At 70.7% G+C, this 26,806-nt stretch carries 21 protein-coding genes; 7 read left to right on the top strand and 14 right to left on the bottom strand.

The genetic code is table 11. The annotated features are described in order from the left end of the window. Window positions 1–107: 107 nt before the first annotated feature. Window positions 108–2,681 carry an aminopeptidase N gene (gene pepN, locus ACFY5C_RS13825; protein ID WP_389444047.1) on the bottom strand — a complete coding sequence of 858 codons (2,574 nt, stop codon included), beginning with the start codon at window positions 2,679–2,681 and terminating at the stop codon, window positions 108–110. A 112-nt stretch (window positions 2,682–2,793) separates the two neighbouring features. On the opposite strand from pepN (ACFY5C_RS13825), the gene ACFY5C_RS13820 reads away from it, so the two are divergent. Then, complete coding sequence (locus tag ACFY5C_RS13820; RefSeq protein WP_389444046.1) at window positions 2,794–3,267, top strand: DUF1203 domain-containing protein; 474 nt, start codon at window positions 2,794–2,796, stop codon at window positions 3,265–3,267. A 73-nt stretch (window positions 3,268–3,340) separates the two neighbouring features. Here the strand turns inward: ACFY5C_RS13820 and ACFY5C_RS13815 are convergent, their stop codons facing one another. Next, complete coding sequence (locus tag ACFY5C_RS13815) at window positions 3,341–4,357, bottom strand: aspartate-semialdehyde dehydrogenase (protein ID WP_389444045.1); 1,017 nt, start codon at window positions 4,355–4,357, stop codon at window positions 3,341–3,343. A gap of 347 nt (window positions 4,358–4,704) precedes the next feature. On the opposite strand from ACFY5C_RS13815, the gene ACFY5C_RS13810 reads away from it, so the two are divergent. After that, entirely contained in the window at window positions 4,705–5,247 is a 543-nt protein-coding gene (locus ACFY5C_RS13810) for an RNA polymerase sigma factor (RefSeq protein WP_389444044.1), read from the top strand. 1 nt (window position 5,248) lies between these two features. Continuing rightward, window positions 5,249–6,025 carry a hypothetical protein gene (locus ACFY5C_RS13805; RefSeq protein ID WP_389444043.1) on the top strand — a complete coding sequence of 259 codons (777 nt, stop codon included), beginning with the start codon at window positions 5,249–5,251 and terminating at the stop codon, window positions 6,023–6,025. A gap of 69 nt (window positions 6,026–6,094) precedes the next feature. On the opposite strand, the gene ACFY5C_RS13800 is transcribed toward ACFY5C_RS13805, so the two are convergent. After that, window positions 6,095–9,376, bottom strand: coding sequence for a S8 family serine peptidase (locus tag ACFY5C_RS13800; protein ID WP_389444042.1), 3,282 nt, complete (start codon window positions 9,374–9,376; stop codon window positions 6,095–6,097). Between the two features lie 224 nt (window positions 9,377–9,600). On the opposite strand from ACFY5C_RS13800, the gene ACFY5C_RS13795 reads away from it, so the two are divergent. From ACFY5C_RS13795 to ACFY5C_RS13785, 3 genes are all read left to right on the top strand, one after another. Beyond that, entirely contained in the window at window positions 9,601–10,059 is a 459-nt protein-coding gene (locus ACFY5C_RS13795; protein WP_389444041.1) for an NUDIX hydrolase, read from the top strand. 232 nt (window positions 10,060–10,291) lie between these two features. Continuing rightward, complete coding sequence (locus tag ACFY5C_RS13790; RefSeq protein ID WP_389444040.1) at window positions 10,292–12,079, top strand: TIGR03767 family metallophosphoesterase; 1,788 nt, start codon at window positions 10,292–10,294, stop codon at window positions 12,077–12,079. Window positions 12,080–12,216: 137 nt separating this feature from the next. Continuing rightward, window positions 12,217–13,422, top strand: a complete 1,206-nt coding sequence (locus ACFY5C_RS13785) for a serine hydrolase domain-containing protein (protein ID WP_389444039.1) — start codon at window positions 12,217–12,219, stop codon at window positions 13,420–13,422. Between the two features lie 80 nt (window positions 13,423–13,502). Here the strand turns inward: ACFY5C_RS13785 and ACFY5C_RS13780 are convergent, their stop codons facing one another. Continuing rightward, a complete protein-coding gene (locus tag ACFY5C_RS13780) occupies window positions 13,503–14,564 on the bottom strand; it encodes a hypothetical protein (RefSeq protein ID WP_389444038.1) in 1,062 nt (353 codons plus the stop codon). 207 nt (window positions 14,565–14,771) lie between these two features. Next, window positions 14,772–17,372 carry an aminopeptidase N gene (gene pepN / locus ACFY5C_RS13775; protein ID WP_389444037.1) on the bottom strand — a complete coding sequence of 867 codons (2,601 nt, stop codon included), beginning with the start codon at window positions 17,370–17,372 and terminating at the stop codon, window positions 14,772–14,774. A gap of 148 nt (window positions 17,373–17,520) precedes the next feature. Between pepN (ACFY5C_RS13775) and ACFY5C_RS13770 the strand changes: the two genes are divergently transcribed. After that, the gene (locus tag ACFY5C_RS13770; protein ID WP_389444035.1) at window positions 17,521–18,159 is read left to right on the top strand and encodes a DsbA family protein; all 639 of its coding nucleotides are present in this window, start codon (window positions 17,521–17,523) and stop codon (window positions 18,157–18,159) included. Window positions 18,160–18,162: 3 nt separating this feature from the next. Here the strand turns inward: ACFY5C_RS13770 and ACFY5C_RS13765 are convergent, their stop codons facing one another. The 9 genes from ACFY5C_RS13765 to ACFY5C_RS13725 all read right to left on the bottom strand — a co-directional run bounded on the left by ACFY5C_RS13765 (window position 18,163) and on the right by ACFY5C_RS13725 (window position 26,805). Next, window positions 18,163–18,396: a hypothetical protein gene (locus ACFY5C_RS13765; protein WP_389444033.1), complete on the bottom strand. Its 234-nt coding sequence runs from the start codon at window positions 18,394–18,396 to the stop codon at window positions 18,163–18,165. Next, window positions 18,396–19,451 (bottom strand): glycerophosphodiester phosphodiesterase family protein, encoded by a 1,056-nt coding sequence (locus tag ACFY5C_RS13760; RefSeq protein WP_389444031.1) that lies wholly within the window; start codon window positions 19,449–19,451, stop codon window positions 18,396–18,398. Before ACFY5C_RS13760 ends, ACFY5C_RS13765 begins: the two co-directional genes overlap by 1 nt. 26 nt (window positions 19,452–19,477) lie before the next feature. Beyond that, entirely contained in the window at window positions 19,478–20,905 is a 1,428-nt protein-coding gene (locus ACFY5C_RS13755) for an FGGY family carbohydrate kinase (RefSeq protein ID WP_389444029.1), read from the bottom strand. 161 nt (window positions 20,906–21,066) lie between these two features. After that, window positions 21,067–22,098: a 2-hydroxyacid dehydrogenase gene (locus ACFY5C_RS13750; protein WP_389444027.1), complete on the bottom strand. Its 1,032-nt coding sequence runs from the start codon at window positions 22,096–22,098 to the stop codon at window positions 21,067–21,069. Then, window positions 22,095–23,189 (bottom strand): ABC transporter ATP-binding protein, encoded by a 1,095-nt coding sequence (locus ACFY5C_RS13745; RefSeq protein WP_389444025.1) that lies wholly within the window; start codon window positions 23,187–23,189, stop codon window positions 22,095–22,097. Before ACFY5C_RS13745 ends, ACFY5C_RS13750 begins: the two co-directional genes overlap by 4 nt. Beyond that, on the bottom strand, window positions 23,167–23,994 hold the full coding sequence (locus ACFY5C_RS13740; RefSeq protein WP_383613325.1) for a DeoR/GlpR family DNA-binding transcription regulator: 828 nt from the start codon (window positions 23,992–23,994) through the stop codon (window positions 23,167–23,169). Before ACFY5C_RS13740 ends, ACFY5C_RS13745 begins: the two co-directional genes overlap by 23 nt. Beyond that, entirely contained in the window at window positions 23,991–25,076 is a 1,086-nt protein-coding gene (locus ACFY5C_RS13735) for an ABC transporter ATP-binding protein (RefSeq protein ID WP_389444023.1), read from the bottom strand. Before ACFY5C_RS13735 ends, ACFY5C_RS13740 begins: the two co-directional genes overlap by 4 nt. Further along, window positions 25,073–25,921 (bottom strand): carbohydrate ABC transporter permease, encoded by an 849-nt coding sequence (locus tag ACFY5C_RS13730; protein WP_389444021.1) that lies wholly within the window; start codon window positions 25,919–25,921, stop codon window positions 25,073–25,075. The genes ACFY5C_RS13735 and ACFY5C_RS13730 overlap by 4 nt, the downstream gene beginning before the upstream one ends. Then, window positions 25,918–26,805, bottom strand: a complete 888-nt coding sequence (locus ACFY5C_RS13725) for a carbohydrate ABC transporter permease (protein ID WP_389444019.1) — start codon at window positions 26,803–26,805, stop codon at window positions 25,918–25,920. The genes ACFY5C_RS13730 and ACFY5C_RS13725 overlap by 4 nt, the downstream gene beginning before the upstream one ends. Window position 26,806: the final 1 nt, after the last annotated feature.

The raw sequence follows: 26,806 nt of genomic DNA, 5'->3' as shown, positions 1-26,806 counted from the left end.
GGTTGAGGGCGGCTCCGCCTCGGGACGTTGGCGGCTCGCTCAACGGGACGCACAGGGGGCGCCCGGTGGTGTGCCGGGCGCCCCCTATGACAGACGTACGACGTCGGTTACTGCTCCGCCGCGTCCGCGGCCTGCGCCTTCAACGCGCGCTCCACACCCGCCCGGGACTCGGAGATCAGGCGCCGCAGGGCCGCGTTCGGCTCGGCCGAGGTCAGCCAGGCGTCCGTCTTGCGGAGGGTGTCCTCGGAGACCTGGATCGTCGGGTAGAGGCCGATGGCGATCTGCTGGGCGATCTCGTGGGAGCGGGCGTCCCAGATGTCCTTGACCACCTCGAAGAACGTGTCCGCGTAGGGGGCCAGCAGTTCGCGCTGGTCGGTCTGGACGAAACCGGCGATGACCGCTTCCTGGAGGGCGTTCGGCAGCTTGTCGGAGTCGATGACCGACGACCAGGCCTCGGCCTTGGCCTCCGCGGTCGGCCGGGCGGCGCGGGCCGTGGCGGCGTGGCGCTCGCCGGCGGCCGTCCTGTCCCGCTCGTACTCGCCCGCGATCTCCGCCTCGTCGAAGCGGCCCACGGCCGCCAGGCGCTGGACGAACGCCCAGCGCAGCTCCGTGTCGACGGCCAGCCCCTCGATCGTCTGGGAGCCGTCCAGCAGGCCCTCCAGCAGGTCGAGCTGCTCCGGCGTACGGGCCGTCGCCGCGAACGCCCGTGCCCACGCCAGCTGGTGGTCGCTGCCCGCCTCGGCGGCGCGCAGATGGGCCAGCGTGGCGTCCGTCCAGCGGGTCAGCAGGGCCTCGCGGGTGCCCGGGGCGGCGTACAGCTCGATCGCCAGCTTCACCTGGCGCTGCAGCGACTGCACGACACCGATGTCGGACTCCTTGCCGATGCCCGACAGGACCAGCGAGAGATAGTCGCGGGTGGCGAGCTCGGCGTCGCGCGTCATGTCCCAGGAGGACGCCCAGCACAGGGCCCGGGGGAGGGAGGCGTCGAAGTCGCCGAGGTGGTCCGTCACGAACGCGAGGGACTCCTCGTCCAGGCGGACCTTCGCGTACGACAGGTCGTCGTCGTTGAGGAGGACCACGTCCGGGCGGCGCTTGCCCGACAGCTGTGGCACGGCGGTGAGTTCGCCGTCCACGTCGAGCTCGAGGCGCTCGTCGCGCACCAGCTTGCCGGAGCCGGCGTCCAGGTTGTACAGGCCGACCGCGATGCGGTGCGGGCGCAGCGTCGGCTCGCCCTTGGCGCCGGCCGGCAGCGCCGGGGCCTCCTGGCGGACGGCGAAGGACGTGATCACACCGTCGGCGTCCGTCTCGATCTCGGGACGCAGGACGTTGATGCCCGCCGTCTGCAGCCACTGCTTCGACCAGGTCTTCAGGTCGCGGCCGGAGGTCTCCTCCAGGGCGCCCAGCAGGTCGGACAGGCGCGTGTTACCGAACGCGTGCCGCTTGAAGTACGCCTGGACGCCCTTGAAGAACTCGTCCTGCCCGACGTACGCGACGAGCTGCTTGAGGACGGAGGCACCCTTGGCGTAGGTGATGCCGTCGAAGTTGACGAGCACGTCGTCCAGGTCGCGGATCTCCGCCATGATCGGGTGCGTCGACGGCAGCTGGTCCTGCCGGTACGCCCACGTCTTCATCTGGTTGGCGAACGTCGTCCACGCCTGCGGCCAGCGCGAGTCGGGGTGGTGCGCCTGGCAGGCGATGGAGGTGTAGGTGGCGAACGACTCGTTCAGCCACAGGTCGTTCCACCACTCCATGGTGACCAGGTCGCCGAACCACATGTGGGCCAGCTCGTGCAGGATGGTCTCCGCGCGCCCCTCGTACGCCGCGCCCGTCACCTTGGACCGGAAGACGTACTGGTCGCGGATGGTCACCGCGCCCGCGTTCTCCATCGCGCCCGCGTTGAACTCCGGCACGAACAGCTGGTCGTACTTCTTGAACGGGTACGCGTAGTCGAACTTCTCCTGGAACCAGTCGAAGCCCTGCCGGGTCACCTCGAAGATCGCGTCCGAGTCGAGGTACTCGGCGAGCGAGGGCCGGCAGTAGATGCCGAGCGGGACGGACTGGCCGTCCTTCTCGTAGACGCTGTGCACGGAGTGGTACGGGCCGACGATGAGCGCCGTGATGTACGACGAGATACGCGGCGTCGGCTCGAAGGACCAGACGTTGTCCTGAGGCTCCGGGGTGGGCGAGTTGGAGATCACGGTCCAGCCCTCGGGGGCCTTCACGGTGAACTGGAAGGTGGCCTTCAGGTCGGGCTGTTCGAAGGACGCGAAGACGCGGCGGGCGTCCGGGACCTCGAACTGGGTGTACAGGTACGCCTGCTGGTCGACCGGGTCGACGAAGCGGTGCAGACCCTCGCCGGTGTTGGTGTACGCGCAGTCGGCGACGACCCGCAGGACGTTGCGGCCCTCCAGCAGGCCGGGCAGCGCGATGCGGGAGTCCTTGAAGAGCGCGTCCGCGTCGAGCGCGTCGCCGTTGAGGGTCACCTCGTGGACGGCCGGGGCCACGAGGTCGATGAAGGAGTCGGCGCCGTTCTCCGCTACATCGAAGCGCACCGTGGTCACGGACCTGTAGGTACCGCCCTCCTGCGCGCCGGAGAGGTCGAGATCGATCTCGTACGAGTCAACGGTCAGCAGCTTCGCCCGCTGCTGCGCCTCTTCGCGAGTCAGGTTTGTGCCAGGCACGCGGTCATCTCCTCGATATGTGTGGGTTCGGTCATCCTTCCATGGGACCTGCACGGAGCGCGATGTCCGTTTACCGCCGGTGGGCGGGGCGTACGCGCGTGACGCTGGAGGCATGACGACGTATCTCGCACGCCCCATCGATCCGACGGCCCTGAAGGAGCTTCGCTCTGCTGACGACGCGGGACGCCGGACGGTTCCCGTGACCGACGAGGAGGGCGGGGCGCCCCTGCGCTGCTGCCTGCGACGGAGTGCACCGGGGGAGCGCATCGCCCTCGTCTCCTACGCCCCGCAGCGGCGCTGGGCGGCCGGGAACGGGGTCGATCCCGGCCCCTACGACGAGCAGGGGCCGGTGTTCATCCACGCCGGCGAGTGCGGGGGCCCGGACGGGGGCGCGCTGCCCTTCGCAGGCGCGCACCGGACCGTCCGCCGCTACTCGCGCGACGGGCGGATCCTCGGGGGGCGGCTCGTGGAGCCGGGGGACTTCGAGGTGGCGTTCGCGGAGGCGTTCGCCGACCCCGGTGTGGCGTTCGTCCATGTGCGGGCCGTGGAGTACGGGTGCTTCCTCTACGAGGTGCGCAGGGGGTAGCTGCCGGAAGCAGCACAACGACAGGGGCGCCCACCGTCAACCGGTGGGCGCCCCTGTCGAGGTGGGTCCGGCGTCAGCCCTTCAGCTCCGCCGCCACCAGCTCCGCGATCTGCACCGCGTTCAGTGCGGCGCCCTTGCGGAGGTTGTCGTTGGAGAGGAAGAGAGCGAGGCCGTGCTCGACCGTCTCGTCGGCACGGATGCGGCCGACGTACGACGGGTCCTGGCCGGCCGCCTGCAGCGGGGTCGGGACGTCGGAGAGCGCCACGCCGGGGGCGCCGGCCAGCAGCTCCTTGGCGCGCTCCACGCTGATCGGGCGGGCGAAGCGGGCGTTGACCTGGAGGGAGTGGCCGGAGAAGACCGGGACGCGCACGCAGGTGCCGGAGACCTTCAGCTCCGGGACCTCCAGGATCTTGCGGGACTCGTGACGGAGCTTCTGCTCCTCGTCGGTCTCGTTCAGACCGTCGTCGACGATCGAGCCGGCCATCGGCAGGACGTTGTACGCGATCGGGGCGACGTACTTGTGCGGCTCGGGGAACTCCGCCGCCGAGCCGTCGTGGGTCAGCTTGGGCGCGTCGTCGCCGACCTTCTTGACCTGCTCGAACAGCTCGTCGACGCCGGCCAGACCGGAGCCCGAGACCGCCTGGTAGGTGGCGACGACCAGCGCCTCGAGGCCGGCCTCGGCGTGCAGCGGCTTCAGGACGGGCATCGCGGCCATCGTCGTGCAGTTCGGGTTGGCGATGATGCCCTTGGGCCGGTCGGTGATCGCGTGCGGGTTCACCTCGGAGACGACCAGCGGGACCTCGGGGTCGCGGCGCCAGGCCGAGGAGTTGTCGATCACGACGGCGCCCTGCGAGGCGACCTTCGGGGCGAGGGCCTTCGAGGTCGAGCCGCCCGCCGAGAACAGGACGATGTCCAGGCCGGTGTAGTCGGCCGTCGACGCGTCCTCCACGGTCACGCCGTCGAGCTGCGAGCCCGCCGAGCGGGCCGAGGCGAACAGGCGCAGTTCGGTGACCGGGAAGTCGCGCTCCTTGAGGATCCTGCGCATGACCGTGCCGACCTGACCGGTGGCTCCGACGATTCCGACCCTCACGGCGACTCCTTCTACGTGGCTTGTCTGTGACTGCTGCATGGCCGAGGCGTTTCCATCATGCGGTCAGCCTCGGTCCGCCTGTCCAATTGTTTGGCATGGGTGACCGCCCAATGGGACGCGACGGGCCCTGGGTGCGGCTCCGGTTCTACGGCCCGCACCCATGCTGAGCTGGAGAAATTCGCCCTACGGCCGCCCCGCGCCGCAAGCTCGCCTGCCCATCGGCGACCGGGCTACGCGGCGGTGTGACGTACAACTCCGTCCGGCGCCGAAAAATTGCCGGGCATCCGGCCGAACGTTTTGGCGCATCACGGCGTCACAGTCACCACACGGCGAGGGGAGGGGTGGCTGTGCTGCGCAGAAGGGCCCGCCGCGACCAGGGGGGCGGTGCCGTCCGGGACGTACCGGACGATCCGCTGGACGCGGCCCAGGAGCGCCGGGTGCGGGCAGTGCTCGCGCTGGGCGGAGTGCCGCAGACGGACCTGCCGGACGGGGTTCAGCAGGTCCGTCTGCGGCTGCTGGAGCGGGCCGCCAGTGGCCGCGAGGCGCCGCGGGACGTGTCGGCGTGGGCGGCGGTCGTCGCCTCCAACCTCGCCATGGACTGGCACCGGGCCAAGAAGCGCCAGGAGCGGCTCGGGGAGCGGCTCGCCTCCCTGCGCCAGCTCGAACACCCCTCCGGCGAGGACACCAGCCTGCTCTCCCTCGCCGTCGCCCAGGGCCTGGACGAACTGCCCGACACCCAGCGCCAGGTCCTGGTCCTGCGGTTCTACGGCGACCTTGCGGTCCGCGACATCGCCGCGGAGCTCGGCATTCCGGAGGGCACGGTCAAGAGCAGGCTGCACACGGCGGTACGGGCTCTGCGCGCCCGCCTGCACGAGGACGAGGTGGTGTGACGTGACCGCCGAGAACGAAGGCCGTACCGGCCGCGACGGCTACGAAGGCGGCCGCGGCGGCGTGGACGCGCTGATGGCCGCGATCACCGGCGAGCCGCTCACCGACGAGGCCCGCGCGGACGCCGCCTTCATGGCGGAGCACCGGTCCGCGGCGGCCGACGTGGCACTGCTGCGCGAGCAGCTGGGGATCATCGGGCACGCGCTCACCGAGCCGATGCCCACGTCTCCGGCGCCCGAGCCGGCCCCGGAACCCACCCCCGTACGACAGCCCGCCCGCACCCGGCGCCGCGTGTTCACCGTCGCCCTCGGCAGCCTCGCCGTGGCGGCCGCCGCTTCCGTGCTGGTCGGCATGGGCTGGCTGCTGACACAGGCCGGGGACGGCGCCGACATGACCTCGGGAGCGGACTCCGACAGCGCCGCGAAGGAGCAGGCCTCCGCTGCCGCCGACAGCGCCTTCGGCAGCCCCCGCTACCTCGCCTGCTCCCGCCTCGTGGCGGAGGGGAGGGCCACCTCCGTCGAACAGCTCGCCGGTACCGGGTCGGTCCGCGTCACCCTGCACATGACCCGTTACTACAAGCCGGACAAGGGCGACGAGGAGCTGGCCTTCGTCGTCGACAAGAACCTCGTCCCCGGCCTGCGCGAGGGCGACCAGGTGCTCATCGGCATCCCGCAGGGCGCCCGCCAGCCCGACTTCTGGGCCGTCGGCGAGAAGGACATCGCCCCCGAACGGGCCTGGATCACCGGCTCGCTGGCCGAGTCGCGGGGGCTCACCTGCTGACGGCGAAGGGCGGGCGCCCGCAACCGGACGCCCGCCCTCACCGCCGTACGGCCCAGCCGTACTACGCCACTACGGCGTGACCTTCTCGATCTTCACGTTGCCCAGGCCCGCGACCGTGCCACGGCCGTTGAGCAGCTGGACCTGGCCGAAGAACTCACGGCCCTCCGGCGCGGGCGCCAGCGCGGTGACGCTGCCGGCGACCGTGGCCGTGTCACCCGTGCCGAGCTTCACCGGCGAGTCGTCCACCGTGACGGTGCCGAGCGCGGCGGAGAAGAACACGTCCAGGTAGTCGTACGCCGTCGAGCCCGCCGGCACCGAGTAGCCGATGACCTCGATGCTGTACTTCCCGGCGGCCGGCTTCGCGATCGAGACCGCCTCCTCCGAGTCGCCGTCGGCGGAGCTGCCGACCTCGGTGCCGGCCGCGTCGTAGACGGCCAGGTCGAGGTCCGCGGCGGCGTCGGAGACGTTGCCGATGGAGACGTCGAGCGAGGTCGCGCCCTCGGGCACCTCGACCGTGGTGGTCTGCGTGGCGCCCTCGGCGATGGTCGGACGGGCCGCCTTCGACGAGCCGAGCGGGCCGCCGGCCAGCTTGCCGTCGAGCGCGGCGTACTTGTTGGTCACCTTCCAGGAGGCGGCGGCCGGGGTGCCGACCTTGGCCTCGGGGACGGTCACGGTCTCCGGGTCGAAGGCCGCGCCGAGGACGGTGACGTCCAGCGTGTACGGGTTGTCGAGCAGCGGCGACGTACGGCGCGACTCGACCTCGATCTCCCAGACGCCGGGCTGCGGGTCGGCGTAGGAACGCACGTCCGGCTTGCAGCCGTTGCCGTCGAGGTAGTTGTTGTAGCAGTACGGGGTGCCGGTCGTGTCCGACGGGGTGCCGTACGGGTGGATGGCGATGAACCGGGTCTGGCTCTTGTCCTTGAGCCCGCCGATCGCGACCTCCAGCGACTTCGCGCCCTCGGGGACGGTCACGAAGTACGACTTGTTGCTGTTGCGCTGGGTCGTACCGGACGCGGAGTACGTGTACTTCAGCGGCGCCGAGACCACGACCGTGTTGAGCACCTGCTTGTCGATGCCCTCGGTGCGCGGGTCGTCGACCTCCAGGATCGCGCTCTTGATGCCCGCCGAGGAGGGCTTCGCGGCGACCTGGACGGTGACCGGCTTGTTCAGGCCGAGGCTGATCTCGTCGGAGCCGACGATCCTGAAGGTGCCCCCGGCGTTGTTCTCGAAGTGCAGCTCGTGCCGGATCGCCTTGTCCGCGCCGGACGTACGGGTGATCGTGACGTCGTACGTCTTCTTCTGCCCGGCCTTCAGGCCGCCCTCGCGGTCGTAGACGCCCGTGCCGAAGCCCGGCGTCTTCAGGAACTGGTCGATCGCGGTGTCGACCGGCGCCTTCACCGTGTACTCGTGGGCGGTCGCGCCGTCACGGATGGAGTCCCAGGCGTCCGGGACGTTGATGAGGCCCGCCCCCTCCTCGTACGCCTGCACGCCCTTGATGTGGTCGGCGGTCGAGGTCAGCGCGGTGCGCAGCTTCGCCGGGGTGAGGGCGATGCCCTTCTGCTTGGCGGCCGACAGCAGCAGCGCGGACGCGCCGGCCGCCTGCGGGGACGCCATCGAGGTGCCCTGGAGCATGCCGTAGCCGGCCGGGAGGGTGTAGCCCGCCTCGGCGACCGGGGCGCCCGGCAGCCACGTCTGGATGGTGTTGATCGCGGCACCCGGCGCCGACAGCGTCGGGGTGAAGCCGCCGTCCTCACGCGGGCCGCGTGAGGAGAACGGCATCATCGCGTACTTCTTCTCCACGACCGAGCCGTAGTTGGCGGCCCAGGTCTCCCTGGAGACGGTCGCGCCGACCGAGATGACCTTGGCGGCCAGCGCCGGGTCACCGATGGTGTTCGCGCCGGGGCCGGAGTTGCCGGCCGAGATCACGAGCTGGACGCCGTAGGTGTCGATGAGCCGCGTGTACAGCTCGGCGCGGGCGTTGTTGCCGTCGTTCAGCGCCGGCAGACCGCCGATGGACATGTTGACGATGTCGACGCCACGGTTGACGACGAGGTCGATCATGCCCTCGGTGAGCGCGACGTTGGTGCAGCCGCCGGTCCAGGTGCAGGCGCGGGACGCGACGAGCTTGGCGCCGGGAGCCTGGCCGTTCATCTTCCCGCCGAACAGGCCGTTCGCGGCGGTGATGCCGGCGACGTGGGTGCCGTGCTCGGACTCGATGACGCCGATGTTGACGAAGTCGCGCTTCTGGCCGACCCAGTCGCCGCCCAGCGGGTCCATCGGCACGTCCTTGCGGATCTGCACGACGAACGGCTGCCGCTCGGCGACGTCGGTGGCCGGGTTGTCGGTGCCGAAGTACCCGATCTGGAAGCCGTCCTTGTACGGCTTCATCGGGGTGTCGTCACCGAAGTCGTTGTTGTTGTTGAGGTCGACCCGGACCGTGCCGTTCGCGGCGTCGTAGAGCACGCCCCACGAGTCGGTCTTGTCGCCGTCACGGTTGGCGTCGCCCGCCGCGTCGCCGCCGGTGGTGTACGACTCCAGGAAGGTGCTGACCTGGTAGGAACCGGCGGGCGCGGTCCAGGTCTTGCCGCCGTAGCTGAACGTGGGCCCGGAGACGGAGGTCACCATCGGGCGCCAGGTGCGGTCGCTGTCGACGAGCGGGTCGGTGGCGGTGACCCAGTCGACGATCTTGCGCTCGCCGGTGGTGGTCTTCTGCAGCGCCGGGTGCGCGAGGTCCACACCGCTGTCGAGGATGCCGATGGTGATGCCGCGGCCGTCCGCCTTCGGGTTCTTCTTCACGAAGTCGACGGAGCCCGTCTCGAAGGACGGGTTGTACGGGTTCTCGGCCGGGGTGCTCTTGGAGGGAGCGGCGTAGGAGGTACTGGCGGCCGTCGACTTCTCCGTGTCGACGGCGGGGTCGTCCAGGGGTATCTCCTCGCGCAGGTCGATGCCGTGCACCGAGGAGAGCTTCGCCGCGGCGGCGATGGCCGAGTCGGCCTTGCCGGTGGGGACGGTGGCCCGGACGTAGCCGAGCTTGTCGTAGGTACGGCCCACAGAGCCCACCGCGTCCAGCTGCGCGGCTACCTTCTCGGTCTGGCCGGGCGCGGTCGCGACCATCATCGTGACGTTCTTGTCGCCGTCGGTCTTCGCCTCGGCGAGCAGGTCGGCGTCGTCCGAACCGAGCTTGTCGTGCGCGGACTTGACACCCGGATCCGCGGCGGGGGCGGGGTCCGCGGCGACTGCCATGGGTATCGGTCCTGCTGCGGACAGCGCGGCGACGAGACCTGCGGCCACGGCTATGCGGGCCGCGCGTCTCGCGCCCGGCTTCGGCTCGGGCTGGGGGGTGAGGGTCATCGGCATCCCTTGTAGGTAAAGGAGCATGGGTCGTCCGGTATGTGAACCCGGACGACCGCACAGCCTTACGCAAGGGAAGGATGTTTGGGAAGAGTTGACCCAATCGAAATGGAGGTATGGGGGAAACCCCCTGTTCATTCGAGGCGAGCGGGACCTAAGGGACAAGTCGCCCGCAAGCCGAATAATCGCCTGCCGATCCGGGCCAGGCGCTCTAATGTCCCTACGTGCCGAAGAAGTTGAGGGTGGCGGCCTACGCCATTTGCGTGCGTGACGGACAACTCCTCCTCGCCCGGTCGCCGGCCCCCGGCGGCGGCTTCGAATGGGTGCTGCCCGGCGGCGGCATGGAGCACGGCGAGGATCCCTACGACACGGTCGTGCGGGAGGTGGAGGAGGAGACCGGATACCTCGTCGAACCGACCGGCCTGCTCGGCCTCGACTCCTCCCGCCGCGTCTTCCCGGCCCGCTTCGGCCGCGGCGTCGACCACCACGGCGTCCGCCTCGTCTACGAGGCCCGCGTCACCGGCGGCGACCTGCGCTTCGAGGCCAACGGATCCACCGACATGGCGGCCTGGCATCCTCTGGATGACGTGCCGGGCCTGACCCGTGTCTCCATGGTCGACAAGGGGCTGGCGCTGTGGCGCGAGCGGCCGGCGGCGGGGCGCCTCGAGGCCGCGGGCAAATAGCTTCCCTACCCCGCAAGATGAACACGGAGTGACCGCGTCCCGGCCGTTCGAGGAGCGGCCGTGAACGCGGAGGGTGCCCCAAGATCCACGTACGGTGATCGGCGCTGCGCGTTGCCGCCCTGTTCATGCGCAGGTCATTCCCGGTGCCAACGATCCACAGTGAGCGGGATGTTCGCTTCGGCGAGCGCCCCGCGACCACTGCCGACGCGTTCGCACTCGGGGAGATCGCGCCATGTCGCGCATACGCTCTGTCGCCAGCTCCGCTGGGGTCCACCGCCGTACTCTGCTCGCCGCCACCGGTGCGGTGACCCTCTCCGCGGGGGTCGGCTACACCCTGCGGCCCACCGACAGCCAGGCCGCCACCACGGCGAGCCCGGCGAGCGCGCAGGGCGCCGGTGCGGGCAACGCCGCGGCCGAGGCCCCGGTCGGCGCCTCCCGCAAGCTGCCGGTCGCGCTCGCGCCGTACACGCGGGGCACCACCCTCGCGAACGTCGCCACCCCGCGCGGCACCTCCGGCTACCGCCGGCTCGGCGACGGCCCCGGCTGGCGCCGCGTCGTCCGTGACGACCTGGCCGCCCCCAAGGCGGACCGAGCCAAGCGGCGTACGGCCCTCGCCGCCTTCGTGCAGCTCACCGACCTGCACCTGATCGACGCCCAGCACCCGCTGCGGCTGGAGTACCTGCGCTCGACGGACGTGCACGCCTGGCGGCCGCAGGAGGCGCTGACCGTGCCCGGCGCGGTGGCACTGGTCGAGCGGCTCAACGCGCTGCGGGGCGCCCCCGTCACCGGCGCCCCGTTCCACTTCGCGATGACCACCGGCGACAACACGGACAACAACTGCAAGTCCGAGCTGGAGTGGTTCCTCACCGTCATGAGCGGCGGCCGCGTCACCCCGAACACCGGTGACCCGCGGCAGTACGAGGGCGTCCAGAACAGCGGCCTGAAGCTGTACTGGCAGGCCGACGACAGCGTCCGTGACGCCGACAAGCAGGTCGGCTTCCCGCACATCGAGGGCTTCCTCGCCGCCGCGATCCGCGAGACGCGCAGCCCCGGCCTGAACATCCCCTGGTACTCGACGGTCGGCAACCACGACGCGATGCCGCTCGGCACGTACGCCTCGCACAGCGACTCCTACCTGACCGACCTGGCCGTCGGCGGCAAGAAGCTGATGAACGTGTCGGCCGCGGACGCCAAGAAGCTCCAGGACTCCCTCAAGCAGGACAAGGACCCGCGGGGCACCGTCTTCAAGGACTTCCTCAAGGCCCACGCCCGCTCGATGCGCTCGGTCACGCCGGACGAGAAGCGGGCGCCGTTCACGCCGAAGGACTATGTGCGGGCCCACCTGGACCCGGCCTTCCGCGGCCTCGGCCCCGTCGGCCACGGCTACTCCACGGCCAACCTGGACGCGGGCACCCAGTACTACAGCTTCCGCATCGCCGACGACGTCATCGGCATCAGCCTCGACACCACCGACCCGGGCGGCCACTACGAAGGGTCCATCGGGGCGGCCCAGTTCAACTGGCTGGACCGGACGCTGCGGGAGAACAAGGACTCGTACGCGATCATCTTCAGCCACCACACCAGCAAGACGATGGGCAACCTCCGCCGCGACCCGGCCCGCCCGAACGAGCGGCGCGTGGGCGGCGCCGAGCTGGTCCAGCTGCTGGGCGGTCACCGCAACGTCCTGGCCTGGGTGAACGGCCACATCCACAAGAACGTCATCACCCCGCACGCCGCCTCCGGTGGCCGGTCCTTCTGGGAGATCTCCACCGCCTCCCACGTCGACTTCCCCCAACTCGCCCGGATCATCGAGGTGGTGGACAACAAGGACGGCACGATCTCGCTGTTCACCACCCTGATCGAGTCCTCGGCCCCGCACGCCACCGACTTCACGGACCTCTCCCAGACGGGCCTGGCCGCCCTCTACCGCGAGCTGTCCCTCAACGCCCCCGGCGCGCGCTCGACGCTGGCGGGTGAGCGGGGGGACCGCAACACGGAACTGGTCCTGAAGAAGGCCTGAGCCGGTCCTGGAGAAGGGCTGAGCGGCACAACGGCCGAAACACGCTCAACTGCCGCCCCGCTCTTCAACCTTCGCAGCACCCGCCCGGTCTCTCCCCCCGACCACGCTCGACGTGAGCGGACAGATGGGGGAGAGACATGAGCGTACGTACGACCCGCATGGCCCTCGTGGCGGCGACGGCGGTGACGCTGTCCGTGGCCCTCGCGGTCCCCGCGGTGGCGGCTGCGCCCGCCGGAGAGGGGCACGGCGGGACCCGCAAGGCCATGCAGGCCGCCGTCGACGCCGGTGTGCCCGGCGTGACGGCGACCGCGAAGGACGCCCGCGGCACCTGGTCGGCGACGGCGGGCGTCGGCAACCTCAGGACGGGCAAGCCGCGTTCGGCGGCCGACCGCTACCGGGTGGGCAGCATCACCAAGACCTTCGTCGCCACGGTGGTGCTCCAACTGGAGGCGGAGGGCCGGCTGTCACTGGACGACACCGTGGAGAAGTGGCTGCCGGGGCTGGTGCGGGGCAACGGCCACGACGGCAGCCGGATCACTCTGCGTCAGCTTCTCAACCACACCAGCGGCATCTACAACTACACGGCGGACGACGACTTCGGCCGTACGTACTTCCTCAAGGACGGCTTCTTCGAGCACCGCTACGACACCAAGAAGCCCGCGGAACTGGTCGCGCTCGCCATGACCCACAAGCCGGACTTCGAGCCGGGGACGTCCTGGAACTACTCCAACACCAACTTCGTGCTCGCCGGCATGGTGATCGAGAAGGCCACGGGCCGCCCGTACGGCGCGGAGGTCCGCGACCGCATCGTCAAGCCCCTGCACCTGACCGCCACGTCCGTCCCCGGCACCCGGGTGAGCGTCCCGGGACCCAGCAGCCGCGCCTACTCCAAGCTGGCGGAGACGGCGACGGGACCGACGTACGACGTCACGAAGATCAACCCGTCCCTCGCCTACGCGGCCGGCGAGATGATCTCCAACTCGGCCGACCTCAACCGCTTCTACTCGGCCCTCCTGCGCGGCAAGCTCCTGCCGCGCGAGCAGCTCGCCGAGATGACCACGACGATCCCCCTCGACGAGGCCAACAGCTACGGCCTCGGCCTGATGAAGACCGAGCTGACCTGCGGGGTCACTGTCTGGGGCCACGGCGGCGGCATCCATGGCTCGATATCCGAGGGGGTCACGACCCGCGACGGCCGCCACGCCCTCGCCTTCAACTTCAACGGCGACTGGTCGGGGGACACGGCCGCCGTGATCGAGGCCGAGTTCTGCGGGAAGGGCACGGAGGAGGGAGAGGGCACGACGGCCGGGCGCACCGGGACACGCGGCCCCAACCTCAGCTGACGGCATGAGGAGGGGCCGCAGGGCTTCCCGGCCCCGCGGCCCCTCCTCTCCCCTCCTGGTGCTGCCTTCCCGGTCCGTCACTACCGGGGCAGCACCACGACATACGCGGCCGGATCACGGTCCACCGCCGCCATCAGTGCCGTACGGACCACCGCCGCCTGCTGCTCCATCGACTCCCGCAGCTTCTTCGGGGTGATGTGGACGACCGTGATGCCGAGGCGCTCCAAATGCTCGCGCTTGCGGGCGTACTCGGACCAGAGGGCGTCGTCGTCCTGGCGGTCGCCCTGGCGCGGGGCCCGGGTGTCGAGTTCGACCGCCACCGAGTGTTCCGGCCAGTAGGCGTCGAGGCCGCCGAGGTGGGGGCCGCCCGGCAGGCGCAGGTCGACGTTCCAGACGGGGTCGGGCAGGGCGTGGTCGCGGACCATCTCGTACAGGCGGTCCTCCGCGATCGCGCGGCCCTCGGCGAGCAGGGAGTCCACCGCGTCCACCACGTGCGGGCGGGACAGCAGCTTCGCCTGGTTCAACTCCCTCACCACTGAGGCCGGTTCGCAGTGGCCGCCCCGGACGGCTTCGGTCAGCAGCCGGCGTACGGCGCCCGCGTCCGTCAGTTCGGCCACCGCGTCGGCCAGGGCCCGCGGCACCGGGGCGACCGGGAGGCCCGTCACCTGCTGAGGCGTGGGGAGCGCGGGGGTGCGCAGGATGCGGGCGCAGCCCGTGGAGCGCAGCCGGCGCATCCGCGGGACCAGGACGTCGATGGTGTCGAGCGCGGTGAGCGGCGGCGTGGCGGAGAAGCCGTGCAGGGTCAGCGCCGCCAGGCCCGTGATCACCGCCTCGGGGTAGCCGGGGGCGGCGTGCTCCTCGCCCGCGTCCGGCTGGGACGGCACGCCCGGCGTCCGCTCCCGTGCCGCGTACATCAGCACCGCGTGCAGACGCTCCTCGCTGGTCGGCGGGCCCGGGTGGAGCAGGAAGACGCCGGGGAGGATCTGCCGCCAGGGGCCGCCCGCGCGGCACTGCTCGTTCATGTCGGCGTTCGCGACGCCGTGCGACTTCAGCTGTGCGGCCGTCATGACACGGCGGTGCACAGCGGAGAGGTGACGAAGGGGGCGGGGGGAGAGCGGGGGGAGCGGGGTGTTGTGGTTCATGACCCGGAGGTTCCCGCGTCGGATCGGCCCTTTAACCGCTGTTACACGCCCGTCGACAAATACGGACAACATGGCACTAAAGGACGCGTGTTCGGATGCCGAGTAGGCACGGAAAACCCCTGGTCCGTTCGGGTGGGACCAGGGGTTACGGCTGCTATTGCCTGAATTCCGTAACGGTCACGGACGGCCGTGATCGTTGGCCAAAGGTCATCCGGCGATTGACGCGTCGGCGGCCTCCGCGTCACACGCCTGACCCCGCAGCCCCCGCGCCAGATCGTCCCGCGCCTCCAGCACCAGCCGCCGCAGCGCCGGCGCCGCGTCCTCGTGGGCCGCGAGCCACGCGTCGGTCGCGTCGAGCGTGGCCTGCGACTGCTGGAGCGCCGGGAACAGGCCCCGGACCACGTCCATGCCGATCTGGATGGACCGCTCGGCCCACACCCGCTCGATCGCCGCGAAGTACTTCTCGGCGTACGGCGCGATCAGCTCCCGCTGGGACGGCTGAGCGAAGCCGGAGATGGTCGCCTCGACCAGGGCGTTGGACAGCGCGTCGGACTCGACGACCTGCGCCCACGCCTGCGCCTTCACCGCCTGAGACGGCCGGGCGGCGAGACAGCGGACCTGGTGGCGCCTGCCGGACGCCGTGTCGTCGCGGGCCAGTTCGGCAGCCAGCACCGACTCGTCGGCCGCTCCATGTGCGGCCAGCGGCTCCAGGAACGCCCAGCGCAGCTCCTGGTCGACATCCAGCCCCTCGATCTTCTCCGCGCCCTCCAGCAGACCCCGCAGCAGCCCCAGGTCCTCCGGCCCCGACGCCACCGACGCGAGGAACCGCGCCCACGCCAACTGTTGCTCGCTGCCCGGCGCGGCGGCCCGCAGCTCCCGCAACGCGGCCTCGGCCAGCAGCCGTTCGCCGGTCGGGCGCCACTCGGGCGTCACGTAGTTGACCAGCGACGAGTTCGCCCACGCATGCAGCATCTGCAGCACGCCGATGTCCGACTCGCGCCCCGCGAAACGCAGCACCAGATCCACGAAGTCCCGCGCCGGCAGCAGCGCGTCGCGCGTCATGTTCCACAGCGCCGACCAGCACAGGGCACGGGCGAGCGGGTCGGTCAGTGCGCCCAGGTGCTCCCGCAGGGCGGCCAGGGACGTCTCGTCGAAGCGGGTCTTGCAGTACGTCAGGTCGTCGTCGTTGACCAGCACCAGCTCCGGCGCCTCGGCACCCGCAAGCTCCGACACGACCGTACGCGGACCGTCGACGTCCACCTCGGCCTGCGCGTACCGCTCCAGCGCACCGCCCGAGCCCCGCCGGTACAGGCCCACCGCCACCCGGTGCGGGCGCAGTTCGGGGTGCGACTCGGCCGCCTCCTGCACCACCGCCAGCTCGTCGATCCGGCCCTCGGCGTCCAACAGCACCTGCGGGGTCAGCGAGTTCACGCCCGCAGTCTGCAGCCAGGAGCGCGCCCAGACGCCCATGTCCCGGCCGCTCGTCTCCTCCAGCACCGACAGCAGATCACCGAGCCGCGTGTTGCCGTACGCGTGCCGCTTGAAGTAGCGCCGCGCACCCTCCAGGAAGGCGTCCTGGCCGACGTACGCGACGAGCTGCTTCAGTACGGAAGCCCCCTTCGCGTACGTGATGCCGTCGAAGTTGAGCTTCGCGTCCTGCAGATCGCGGATGTCCGCGGTGATCGGGTGCGTGGAGGGAAGCTGGTCGGCGCGGTACGCCCACGCCTTGCGACGGTTGGCGAAGGTGATCCAGGCATCCTTGAAGCGGGTCGCGCCGACGTTCGCGAACGTGCCCATGAAGTCCGCGAAGGACTCCTTCAGCCACAGGTCGTCCCACCACTCCATGGTGACCAGGTCGCCGAACCACATGTGCGCCATCTCGTGCAGGATGACGTTCGCCCGGCCCTCGTACGACGCCCGCGTCACCTTGCCGCGGAAGATGAACTCCTCCCGGAAGGTCACCATCCCCGGGTTCTCCATCGCGCCGAGGTTGTACTCGGGCACGAACGCCTGGTCGTACTTCCCGAAGGGGTACGGGTAGTCGAAATGGTCGTGGAAGAAGTCCAGGCCCTGCTTGGTGACCAGGAAGACGTCGTCGGCGTCGAAGTACGGGGCGAGGCCCTTGCGGCACATCGCACCGAGCGGGATGTGGAGCGTCGTGCCGTCGGCGAACGTGCGGGAGTACGAGTCCGTGACGTAGTGGTACGGGCCGGCCACCACACACGTGATGTACGTCGAGATCGGCTTCGTCTCCGCGAACCGCCAGGTGCCGTCGGTGAGTTCACCGGCCCCGTTGCTCCACACCGTCCAGCCCTCGGGCGCCCGCACCTCGAAGCGGAACGGCGCCTTGAGGTCCGGCTGCTCGAAGTTCGCGAACACACGGCGGGAGTCGGCCGGCTCGTACTGCGTGTACAGGTAGACCTCGCCGTCCTCCGGGTCGACGAAGCGGTGCATGCCCTCACCGGTGCGGGAGTAGGCGCACTGCGCGTCGACGACGAGCTCGTTGTCCGCGGCGAGGTCCTCCAGGACGATCCGCGAGCCGTCGAACACCTCGCTCGGGTCCAGGTCCCTGCCATTGAGGGAGACGGCCGTCACGCTCGGCGCGATCAGATCGGCGAAGCTGGTGGCGCCGGGCTCGGCGCACCGGAAGCGGATCGTGGTGACCGAGCGGAAAGTGCGCGGCGCCCCGCCGTCGGGGTCCCCCTCGTCGAGGGCCGAACGCACGTCGAGGAACACGTCGTACCCGTCGACGGCCAGCAGGGCGGCCCGCTCCCGGGCCTCGTCACGGGACAGATTCTCACCGGGCACGAGCGGCACTCCCTCAGGTGGTGTTCAGTATGCGGACAGCCCTGATCCTGCCATGCGCCCCTGGTCCACGGCACCGGGGAATGGCGGGGCGAGCAGCGGCGTTCCTCCAGACGTTCCGCGGAGACACGCTTGCCTCATGAGGAGAGACATGTCGGACAAGACCCCCGTCGACTTCTGGTTCGACCCCCTGTGCCCCTGGGCCTGGATGACCTCGCGCTGGGTGCTGGAGGTGGAGAAGGTCCGTGACATCGAGGTCCGCTGGCACCTGATGAGCCTCGCCGTCCTCAACGAGGACAAGCTCGACGACCTGCCCGAGGAGTACCGCGACCTCCTGGAGACCAAGGCGTGGGGCCCGGTCCGGGTCGTCATCGCCGCGCAGGAGCTGCACGGCGCCGAGGTGCTCGGCGACCTCTACACCGCCCTCGGCACCCGCATCCACAACCAGGGCGAGGGCCCCGGCAAGGAGACGGTCGCCGCCGCCCTGAAGGACGTCGGCCTGCCGGACTCCCTCATGGACCACTGGGACGGCACCGAGTACGAGCCGCAGCTGCGCGCCTCCCACAAGGAGGGCATCGACAAGGTCGGCCAGGAGGTCGGCACCCCCGTCATCGCCGTCCCGGGCGCCGACGGCGAGCAGATCGCCTTCTTCGGCCCGGTCGTCACCCCGGCCCCCCAGGGCGAGGACGCCGCGAAGCTGTGGGACGGCACCCTCGCCGTGGCCTCCGTGCCGGGCTTCTACGAGATCAAGCGGACGCGGACGAAGGGGCCGGACTTCAGCAACCTGTAAGGCTCACTCACCGGCTGCGGTCCCCTCCGCGAGGAACTTCTCGGGGAGACGGCCGTAGCCGGCTTTGTTGAACTGCGGGTAGTACGTCAGACAGCCCGTGCCGGTGCACCGCCACAGGTTGTCCAGGAAGAAGCCCGGCCCCTCCTTCTCCCGTACCGCCGCCTTTTCCTCCTTGTCGAGGAACCGGAAGATCTGCATGGTGCCGCAGGTCGGGCAGTCCAGTGTGCGGGTCATCATCAACCCCTCCTCGCCATCACCGCCAGATCGGGGAAGTCGGTCACCACCGCGTCGACCCCCAGCCCGTAGTACAGCGCGTACTCGGCGAACGCGTCCCCGAAATCGTTCGCTCCGCTCCCGCGCCGGAAGTCCGCCGGCAGGAACTGGTTCTCCGCGCGGAAGGTGTACGGCCCGATCCGCAGCCCCGCCGCATGCGCGTCCGCGACGAGCGACGTACCGGCGACCGACGACTTGTCCGGCCCGATCCACTGCGCGTACTCGCCGATCCGCGCCAGCCCCGCCGGGCTCATCATGTCCTTGTACGTCGTCGGATCACCGGCCGAGACCAGGTCGTACGGCCCACCCGTGGTCCCCAGCGCCTGCCACAGCGGCACCCGCAGCCGCTCCGCCGCGATCCGCTTCAGACTCGTCGGCTCGAAGGACTGCACCACACACTCGCGAGGACCGAGGCGGTTGCGACGGATGACGTAAGCGAGCCTCGGCTCCAGGGGCAGGCCGATCGAGCGGAAGTACGTCGGATGCTTGGTCTCCGGGAAGACGGCGATCGTACGCCCGTGCGCCTTCGACAGCCTGCGCGCCAGGTCCACCACCTCCTGGAAGGTGAGGACCTCCTCCCGGCCGTCGAACACGGTGTTGCGGTTGCGGACCAGCGGCAGCCGCTCCACCGCCCGCAGCGTCTTCAGCTCCGCAAGCGTGAAGTCCTCCGTGAACCAGCCGGTCACCGACCGCCCGTCCACCGTCTTCGCCGTACGGCGGTCCGCGAACTCCGGGTGCGACGCCACGTCCGTCGTCTGCGAGATCTCGTTCTCGTGCCGGACGACCAGGACGTGGTCCTTCGTCGGGACGAGGTCCGGTTCGATCCAGTCGGCGCCGGTCTGCACGGCGTACGTGTACGAGGCCGCCGTGTGTTCGGGGCGCCAGCCGGCCGCGCCGCGGTGGCCGATGACGACCGGGCGCGCAGAAGAGCGGGGGTCGGCGGTCGCCGGTGCGGGTACGGCCGCGGCCACCGTGCCGCCGGCGGCCGCGAGCAGCAGGGATCTACGTCTCGGATGCATGCAACTCCCTTTCCTCATACGGCTTCTCAGATGCGTCGTGCCCGGTCGCGCGCCTCGGTCAGGCGGGCCAGATGGTCCTCGTACGCCCTCGCGTAGTACGCCGCACGCTCTGCGTCCGGCTCGACGACCGCCGTCGGCCGCGTCCACGCCTGAGCGTCCAGCGCCACCCCGTACCGCTCGGCCGCCGCCAGCACCGCGCCCCGCGCGCCCACCTCGCCCTCGACGACCCGCAGCGGACGCCCGAGGACATCGGCGAGCAGCCGCATCCAGGCCGGGCTGCGCGTGCCGCCGCCGCACACGGCCAGCGTCCCCGTGAGACCCGCCGCCTCCAGACAGTGCCGGGCCGCATAGCCGATGCCCTCGCAGGTCGCCCGGACCAGGTCGACGCGGGTCGACTCCAGGGAGACGCCGGTCAGTTCGGCGCGCAGACGAGGCTCGACGAAGGGCGCACGCTCGCCCGAGGGCGCGAAGTACGGCAGCACCCGCACCCCGTGCGCCCCCGGCGGGGTCTCTGCCAGCAGCCCGTCGACCTCCTCGTGCCGGACGCCCGTCGTCGACAGCACCCAGTCCAGCGCCGCCGTACCGACCATCGCGGGCATCGCGCGCAGCCAGTACCCCGGACGGTCGGTGTTGATGAACAGGCCGGCCGGCTCACCGGTCAGGTCGAGGTCGGTGGTCGCGACCAGGGCGGCCAGACAGGTGCCGACGATGAGCAGACCGTCGCCGGGGGACGTCACGCCCGCGCCGAGCGCGCAGGCCGGGAGGTCGTACGGGCCGTTCGCGATCCGGGTCCCGGGCGGGAGGCCCTCGCCGCGGGTCTGCGCGGTGGCGACCGGGTCGCTGACGGGGGCGAGGAGTCCTCGGCGGTGGGTCAGACCGAGGAGTTCGAGCACTCGGTTGTCGTAGGTCCGGGTGCGGGGGTCGAGGAAGGGCATGGAGGCGTCCGACACGTCCGTCGTCGGGTCTGTTCCCGTCAGCCGTTGGAACACCATGTCCTTGCAGTACACGGCGGTGGCCGCGGCATCCAGGGCCTTCGGCTCGTGGCTGTCCAGCCAGGCCAGCAGCGGCCCCGGGGACCCCGGGAACATCGCGCCGCCCGTCCGCCGGAACACCGTCTCGAACGTGCCGTCCACCAGCCAGCGGTCGACCAGTTCGTGCGCCCGGCCGTCCATCCAGGAGGCGGCGGGGCGCACGGGGCGTCCGTCCGCGTCCACCAGCCATACGCCGTCGCCTTGGCCGGTCAGGCCGGCCAGCTCGATCTGCTCCGGCACCTGTCCGGTGACCTCGCGGAGGACGGCCACCACCGCCCCGTACACCTCCTCCATGTCCTGCTCGACGAACCCCCCGTGCAGGGCGAGGTCCACCGGGCGTGCGGCGACGGCCAGTTGGCGTCCCTCCGCGTCGAACGCGGCGGCCTTCACCGTGGACGTGCCTACATCGATACCGACGTACATTCCAACCCACCTCTTTGGCTCGGTCGGCCGTGCAGTGCCTTTTGCAGCTGGCGTGCCGAATGTTTGGTTCGGTCGCCTTCGGGGCGCCTCAGCCGGTGTCGTCGGCCCAGTGGAAGGTGGTGGGCTCGCACCCGGGGCCGGGCTTCCGGGCGGACCTCACCTCAGGTCAGGCAGTGCGCGAGTGGCTCCCCGCGCATCCAGCGGCCCACCTCACCGGCGGCGATCCGGGCCGCCTTCTCCGCGACCGCGCGGGACGCGCCGCCCAGGTGGGGGGTCAGGACGACGCGGTCGGCCAGGGCGTGCAGGCGGGAGGCCGGGGGCAACGGCTCCTGGGCGTACGTGTCCAGGGCCGCCGCCGACAAGTGGCCGTTCTCCAGTGCGTCGCACAGGGCGTCCTCGTCCAGGAGCGGGCCGCGGGCCGCGTTGACGACCGCCGCGCCCCGCGGGAGCAGGGCGAGTTCTCGGGCGCCGATCAGGCCTCGGGTCTCGGTGGTGAGGCGGGCGTGGAGGGTGATCACCCGGGAGGCGCGCAGGAGTTCGTCCAGGGACGCGACCCGCAGGCCGTGGATCTCGCCGTGGACGTAGGGGTCGTGGACCATGACCCGCGCACCGAACGCGCCCAGCACCCGCGCGACCCTGCTGCCCACGGCCCCGTAGCCGACCAGGCCGACCGGCAGGTCCTCCAGTTCCAGGCCGCTGTGCTCGTACGTGTAGTAGGTCGCCCCCTCCCAACTGCCCTGCCGGGCAAGGAGGTCGTGGGCCTGCGGGATGCGGCGCAGGGCCGCCAGCATCAGGCCGACCGTGAACTCGGCGGTGGCGGCGGCGTTGCGGCCGGGCGCGTAGCAGACCCGGACGTCGTGCCGCTTGGCCGCGTCCAGGTTGACGTTCACCGGGCCGCCCCGGCAGACGACGACCAGACGGAGGTCGGGGCAGGCGTCGAGGACGCGTTCCGTGACCGGGCCCATCTGGGTGACCAGCACCTGCGCACCGGCGAGCGCCTCGATCAGCTCGTCCTCGGCGTCGCTCGCCTCCGTCACCTCCGCCACGGGGCCGAAGGGGTCCAGCGGCCAGCCGAGCTTCAGTTCCTTCACGTCCGCCCGCTCTGCCTCGTGCTCCACCGCCTCTCTGATGAGCGACGGCAGGATGAAGTGGTCGCCCGCGGCCACCACACGCACGCTGTTCCCGTTGGTCATTGGAGGGAGTCTCCTGTCTCGGCGTCGAAGACATGGGTGAGGTGAGGGTCGGCGGTGACGTGGACGAGGTCGTCGTGGGCGAGGCGGACCTCGGGGTCGGTGAGGACGACCAGGGGGTTGTCGACGCCGTCGAGGGTGAGTGTCGCGATGCCCGACTCCAGGAGCGGTTCGTGGGCCACGACGCGGGCGGGCAGGCCGCCGTCGTCCTCGCCGGTCAGGGTCAGGTCCTCGGGGCGGATGCCGACCACTACCTTGCGGCCCTCCGGCAGCGGTACCGGCAGCGCGATCCGAACCGTGTCGGAGAGCCGGGCGTGGGCGTCGGTGTCCGCGATGCCGGGGAGCAGGTTGATCGCGGGCTCGCCGACGAAGTCCGCGACGAAGACGTTGGCGGGGCTGTCGTAGATCTCGTACGGGGTGCCGAGCTGCTGGATGACGCCGTCCTTCATCACGGCGATGCGGTCGGCCAGGGACAGGGCCTCCTCCTGGTCGTGGGTGACCAGGATGGTCGTATGGCCCAGGTCGCGCTGGATGCGCTTGAGTTCGCGGCGGGTCGTGTCGCGCTGGGCGGCGTCGAGGTGGGACAGGGGCTCGTCGAGGAGGAGGACGTCCGGTTCGCGGATCAGGGCCCTGGCCAGGGACACGCGTTGCTTCTGGCCGCTGGACAGGGCGGCGGGGTGGGCGTCGAGGATGGCGGTCAGGTCGACGCGTTCGGCGATCTCCTTGACCTTGCGGTCGACGTCGGCCCGGACCACCCGGTCGCCACGTCTGCGTGCCCTCAGGCCGAACGCGAGATTCTCCGCCACCGTCAGCGGTGGGTAGAGGGCGTAGTTCTCGAACGCGACCCCGATGTTGCGCTGCTGGGCCGGTCGCGCGGTCACGGACGCCCCGCCCACCAGGATGTCCCCGCCGGTCACCGTCTCCAGCCCGGCGATCATGCGCAGGGTGGTGGACTTGCCGCAGCCCGACGGGCCCAGGAGGCCGAGCAGTTCCCCGGAGCGCAGGGCGAGGTCGATGCCGCGTACGGCGTCCACCGCCGGGCGGCCCCGTGCGAGGTAGGTCTTGCGCAGATCACGTAGCTCCAGCTCGGTCATCGCTGCCCTTCGTCGCGCATACCTCGTAACGGACCTTGTGCTCGTCCAGGTCCCGCAGTGCCTCCGCCGACGCCCCGTCGTCCACGAGGAGCAGGTCGAAGCGGGAGAGGGGGACCACCCGGTGCAGGGCGACGCGGGCGAGCTTGGTGTGGTCGATCAGCAGGATGTTGCGGGCGGCCGCGTCGAGCATGGCCCGCTTCACCGACACGATGTGCTGCTCCTGGTGGTAGGCGTAGCCCCCGCGCACGGCCGACGTCGACGCGAAGCACACGTCCACGCGCAGCTGCTCGATGGCCTCGACGCAGGAGACGCCGAGGAAGGAGGAGTGCAGCGGGTCGTAGTCGCCGCCGAGGGCCATGAGGTGGATGCCGCGCTGGTCGGAGAGGAGGTTGATGGCCTCCAGGAAGTTGGTGACGACCGTGAGTGGGGTGACCTCCCCGAGGCGCAGCCTGCGGGCTATCTCCAGGGTGGACGTGGAGTCGTCCAGCATGATCGCCATGCCGGGCTCGATCAGCTTCAGCGCACGGTCGGCCACGGCGGCCTTCTGCGCGCGCATGGTCTTCAGCCGGTACTGGACGTTGGACTCGAAGACACCGGACGGCTGCGCGGTCACCCCGCCCCTCGACTTCCTTACGATTCCCTGCCGTTCGAGCTCGTCGAGGTCCCGGTGGATCGTCATCAGGCTCACGCCGAAGCGCTCGGCCAGCTCGGCGGCGGTCGCCGAGCCGTCGGCGAGGACCTGCTCGGCCATGGCGGCCTGGCGGGCCGCGGGGCCCTGCTGACCGCTGCTGTGGTTGCTGCTCATCGGGTCTCGATCCGTCGTCCTGGACGCTCCGGCCGGTCGGCCTCGAACAGCAGCAGGTTCTCAGGCCGGACCGACAGCCGGGCCGGATCGTCGGGTCGAAGGCCGGCCGCGTCGCCGCGCGGGGCGACCAGCGACACGTGCTGCTCGCCGAGCCGGACGGTGACCTCCACGGACCGGCCGAGCACCTCGGTGACGTAGACGGTGCCGGTGAGCTCGTGTCCCCGGCCGTTCAGCTCGATGTCCCGTGGACGCACGCCGACCAGCACCTCGGTGCCGGGGGCGGCGTCGGCCCGCATCGGCAGCTCGACCTTGCCGTCCGCCGAGCGGAAGCTCCCGTCGGGCGCGAGGGCTCCCGGCAGCAGATTGATGCGGGGCCGCCCGAAGGCGCGGGCGACCTCGGTGTCGTGGGGCCGGTACCAGATCTCCTCCCGCGTCCCCGTCTGCACGATCCGCCCGCCCCGGATGACCCCGATCCGGTCGCCGAGCGCCAGTGCCTCGACGGAGTCGTGGGTGACGTAGAGGGTGGTCGTGCGCCGCACCGCCCCGATCGCCTTCAGCTCGGCCCGCATCTGCTGGCGCAGCTTGGCGTCGAGGTGGGACAGCGGCTCGTCGAGGAGGAAGGCCCGGGCCGGGCGGACCAGGACCCGGCCGAGGGCGACGCGCTGCCGCTGACCGTTGGAGAGTTGGCCGACCGGACGGTCCAACAGGGCCGAAATGCCCAGGAGTTCGGCCACCTCGCCGATCCGTTCCCGGGCCTGCGCTGCGGGGAGGCGGTGCCGGGGGGAGCGGAGCGGCGAGGCGAGATTGTCGTAGGCCGACTTGTGCGGGTAGAGGGCGTAGCTCTCGAAGCACATCGCCACGCCACGGTCGTAGGGCTCGACGCCGCCCATGTCCTTGCCGTCGAGTTCGACGGTGCCGGCGTCGGGCGTCTCCAGCCCGGCGACGGTCTTCAGGGTGGTGGTCTTGCCGGCGCCGGACGGGCCGAGCAGGCAGAAGAACTCGCCCTCGTGTACGTCCAGTTCCAGCCCGTCCAGCGCGGTGACCTTGCCGTAGGTCTTGTGGATCTCCCTGAGGCGGATCATGACTTCACCGCCCCGAACGACAGCCCCCGCACCAGATACCGCTGGATGGTGAGGGCCAGCAGCAGCGGCGGTACGACGGAGACGAGCGCGGCGGCGGCCGTGAGGTTGTACTTGGGACGGTCCCCGCCCAGGAAGGACAGCGCGCCCACGGTCACGGTCTGCGCCTCGTTGGAGGTCAGGATCAGCGGGAAGACGAAATTGTTCCACGCGAAGATGAAGGCGAGGAGGGACACGGCTGCCACGCCCGGCTTCACCAGCGGGAGCGCCACCTTCACGAACGCCTGCTTGCGTGTGTAGCCGTCCAGCAGTGCCGCCTGCTCCAGTTCGGGCGTGAGGTCGGCGAAGTACGACCGCATGATCCACACGATCAGCGGCAGCGTGACCAGCTGGAGCACCCACACCATGCCGACGTACGTGTCGAACAGGCCGAGCTTCTGGTACAGCACGAACAGCGGGATGATCACGGTGAGTTCGGGAGCGAACCGGAACGACAGCAGCGTGAACATCAGGTTCTCGGAGCCCTTGAAACGCCAGCGTGCAGAGGCGTACGCGGCCGGCAGCCCGACCAGGAGCGACAGCACGACCGCTCCCACCGACACCACCAGGCTGTTGACGAAGAACCGCACGAACGGGATGCCCTCGCTGTCGCCGAGGACCGTGCGGTAGCCGTCGAGGGTGGGGGAGAAGGAGAAGTAGGTGGAGAAGAGCTGGTTGGCCGGCTTGAGGGAGAGGATCACCATCCAGGCGATGGGGAACAGCGCGAAGACGAAGTAGAGGATGAGCGCGGCGTCGGCCGCCCAGCCCAACAGGCGCTTCTGCCGCGTCACTCGGTCCGTACGTTTCATTTCGCGGCCACCTCCGCCGCCTTCCGCTGGATCTTCCCCAGGTGCTTCACCAGCACCATCGCGGCGAGATACACCACGGCCCACAGCACGATCGTGTAGCTGATCCCGAACGAGTACCGCTGGAAGCGGATCGCCTCCAGATAGGCCCGGATCTGGAGCACGACGGTCGAGTCGCCCGGTCCGCCCTCCGTGAGGGCGTAGATGATGTCGAACACCTTCAGCGAGTCCATGAACCGGAAGATCACCGCCACCAGGACGTACGGCCACAGCATCGGCAGCGTCAGCCGCCGGAAGGTGTACCACCAGCCCGCCCCGTCGACCGCCGCCGCCTCGAAGGGAGAGGTCGGCAGTGAGCGCAGGCCGGCCAGGGCGAGGATCGCCACGAACGGGGTGTAGACCCAGACGTCCACGGCGATCGACGAAAGCAGCGCGCCGGTCGGCGTGTCCGTCCACTGGACTCCGCCGAGCCCGAAGGGTCTCAGCATGTAGTTGATCACCCCCACCGACGGCTGGAGCATCAGCTTCCAGATGATCGCCGCGATCACCGGCGCGATCATCAGCGGCAGGATGAGGATCTTCTCCAGCACTCTTCCGACCATCGACGACCGGTGCAGCAGCAGGGCGACGGTGACTCCGAGGACCGTCTCGACGGCGGCGGCCCCCACCGCGTACAGCACCGTCACCCACGCCGAGTTCCAGAAGGCCTCCTGCGTGAAGACGGTCTCGTAGTTCTCGAACCGCACCATGTCCGGCTGGGGCTTGCTCGCCGAGAAGTCGAACAGGGTGTAGTAGAGGCCGAGCCCGAAGGGGTAGAGGATTCCGCAGGTCAGCAGCAGGGCGGGGACGATCAGGACGTACGGGCGCAGGGCGAGCCGCCATCCCATC

Origin of the sequence: Streptomyces sp. NPDC012935, assembly GCF_042900345.1 — a bacterium.
Classification (GTDB): domain Bacteria; phylum Actinomycetota; class Actinomycetes; order Streptomycetales; family Streptomycetaceae; genus Streptomyces.
Note: the sequence above shows the minus strand (reverse complement) of the source record. Positions and strands in the feature narration are given on the sequence as shown.

Bases quoted from the DNA above. Each gene is read 5' to 3' on its own strand.
- ACFY5C_RS13820 (WP_389444046.1), top strand. From the start codon at position 2,794: ATGACGACGTATCTCGCACGCCCCATCGATCCGACGGCCCTGAAGGAG.
- ACFY5C_RS13800 (WP_389444042.1), bottom strand. From the start codon at position 9,376: ATGACCCTCACCCCCCAGCCCGAGCCGAAGCCGGGCGCGAGACGCGCG.
- ACFY5C_RS13790 (WP_389444040.1), top strand. From the start codon at position 10,292: ATGTCGCGCATACGCTCTGTCGCCAGCTCCGCTGGGGTCCACCGCCGT.
- ACFY5C_RS13785 (WP_389444039.1), top strand. From the start codon at position 12,217: ATGAGCGTACGTACGACCCGCATGGCCCTCGTGGCGGCGACGGCGGTG.
- ACFY5C_RS13780 (WP_389444038.1), bottom strand. From the start codon at position 14,564: ATGAACCACAACACCCCGCTCCCCCCGCTCTCCCCCCGCCCCCTTCGT.
- ACFY5C_RS13770 (WP_389444035.1), top strand. From the start codon at position 17,521: ATGTCGGACAAGACCCCCGTCGACTTCTGGTTCGACCCCCTGTGCCCC.
- ACFY5C_RS13765 (WP_389444033.1), bottom strand. From the start codon at position 18,396: ATGATGACCCGCACACTGGACTGCCCGACCTGCGGCACCATGCAGATC.
- ACFY5C_RS13760 (WP_389444031.1), bottom strand. From the start codon at position 19,451: ATGCATCCGAGACGTAGATCCCTGCTGCTCGCGGCCGCCGGCGGCACG.
- ACFY5C_RS13755 (WP_389444029.1), bottom strand. From the start codon at position 20,905: ATGTACGTCGGTATCGATGTAGGCACGTCCACGGTGAAGGCCGCCGCG.
- ACFY5C_RS13750 (WP_389444027.1), bottom strand. From the start codon at position 22,098: ATGACCAACGGGAACAGCGTGCGTGTGGTGGCCGCGGGCGACCACTTC.
- ACFY5C_RS13745 (WP_389444025.1), bottom strand. From the start codon at position 23,189: ATGACCGAGCTGGAGCTACGTGATCTGCGCAAGACCTACCTCGCACGG.
- ACFY5C_RS13740 (WP_383613325.1), bottom strand. From the start codon at position 23,994: ATGAGCAGCAACCACAGCAGCGGTCAGCAGGGCCCCGCGGCCCGCCAG.
- ACFY5C_RS13735 (WP_389444023.1), bottom strand. From the start codon at position 25,076: ATGATCCGCCTCAGGGAGATCCACAAGACCTACGGCAAGGTCACCGCG.
- ACFY5C_RS13730 (WP_389444021.1), bottom strand. From the start codon at position 25,921: ATGAAACGTACGGACCGAGTGACGCGGCAGAAGCGCCTGTTGGGCTGG.
- ACFY5C_RS13725 (WP_389444019.1), bottom strand. From the start codon at position 26,805: ATGGGATGGCGGCTCGCCCTGCGCCCGTACGTCCTGATCGTCCCCGCC.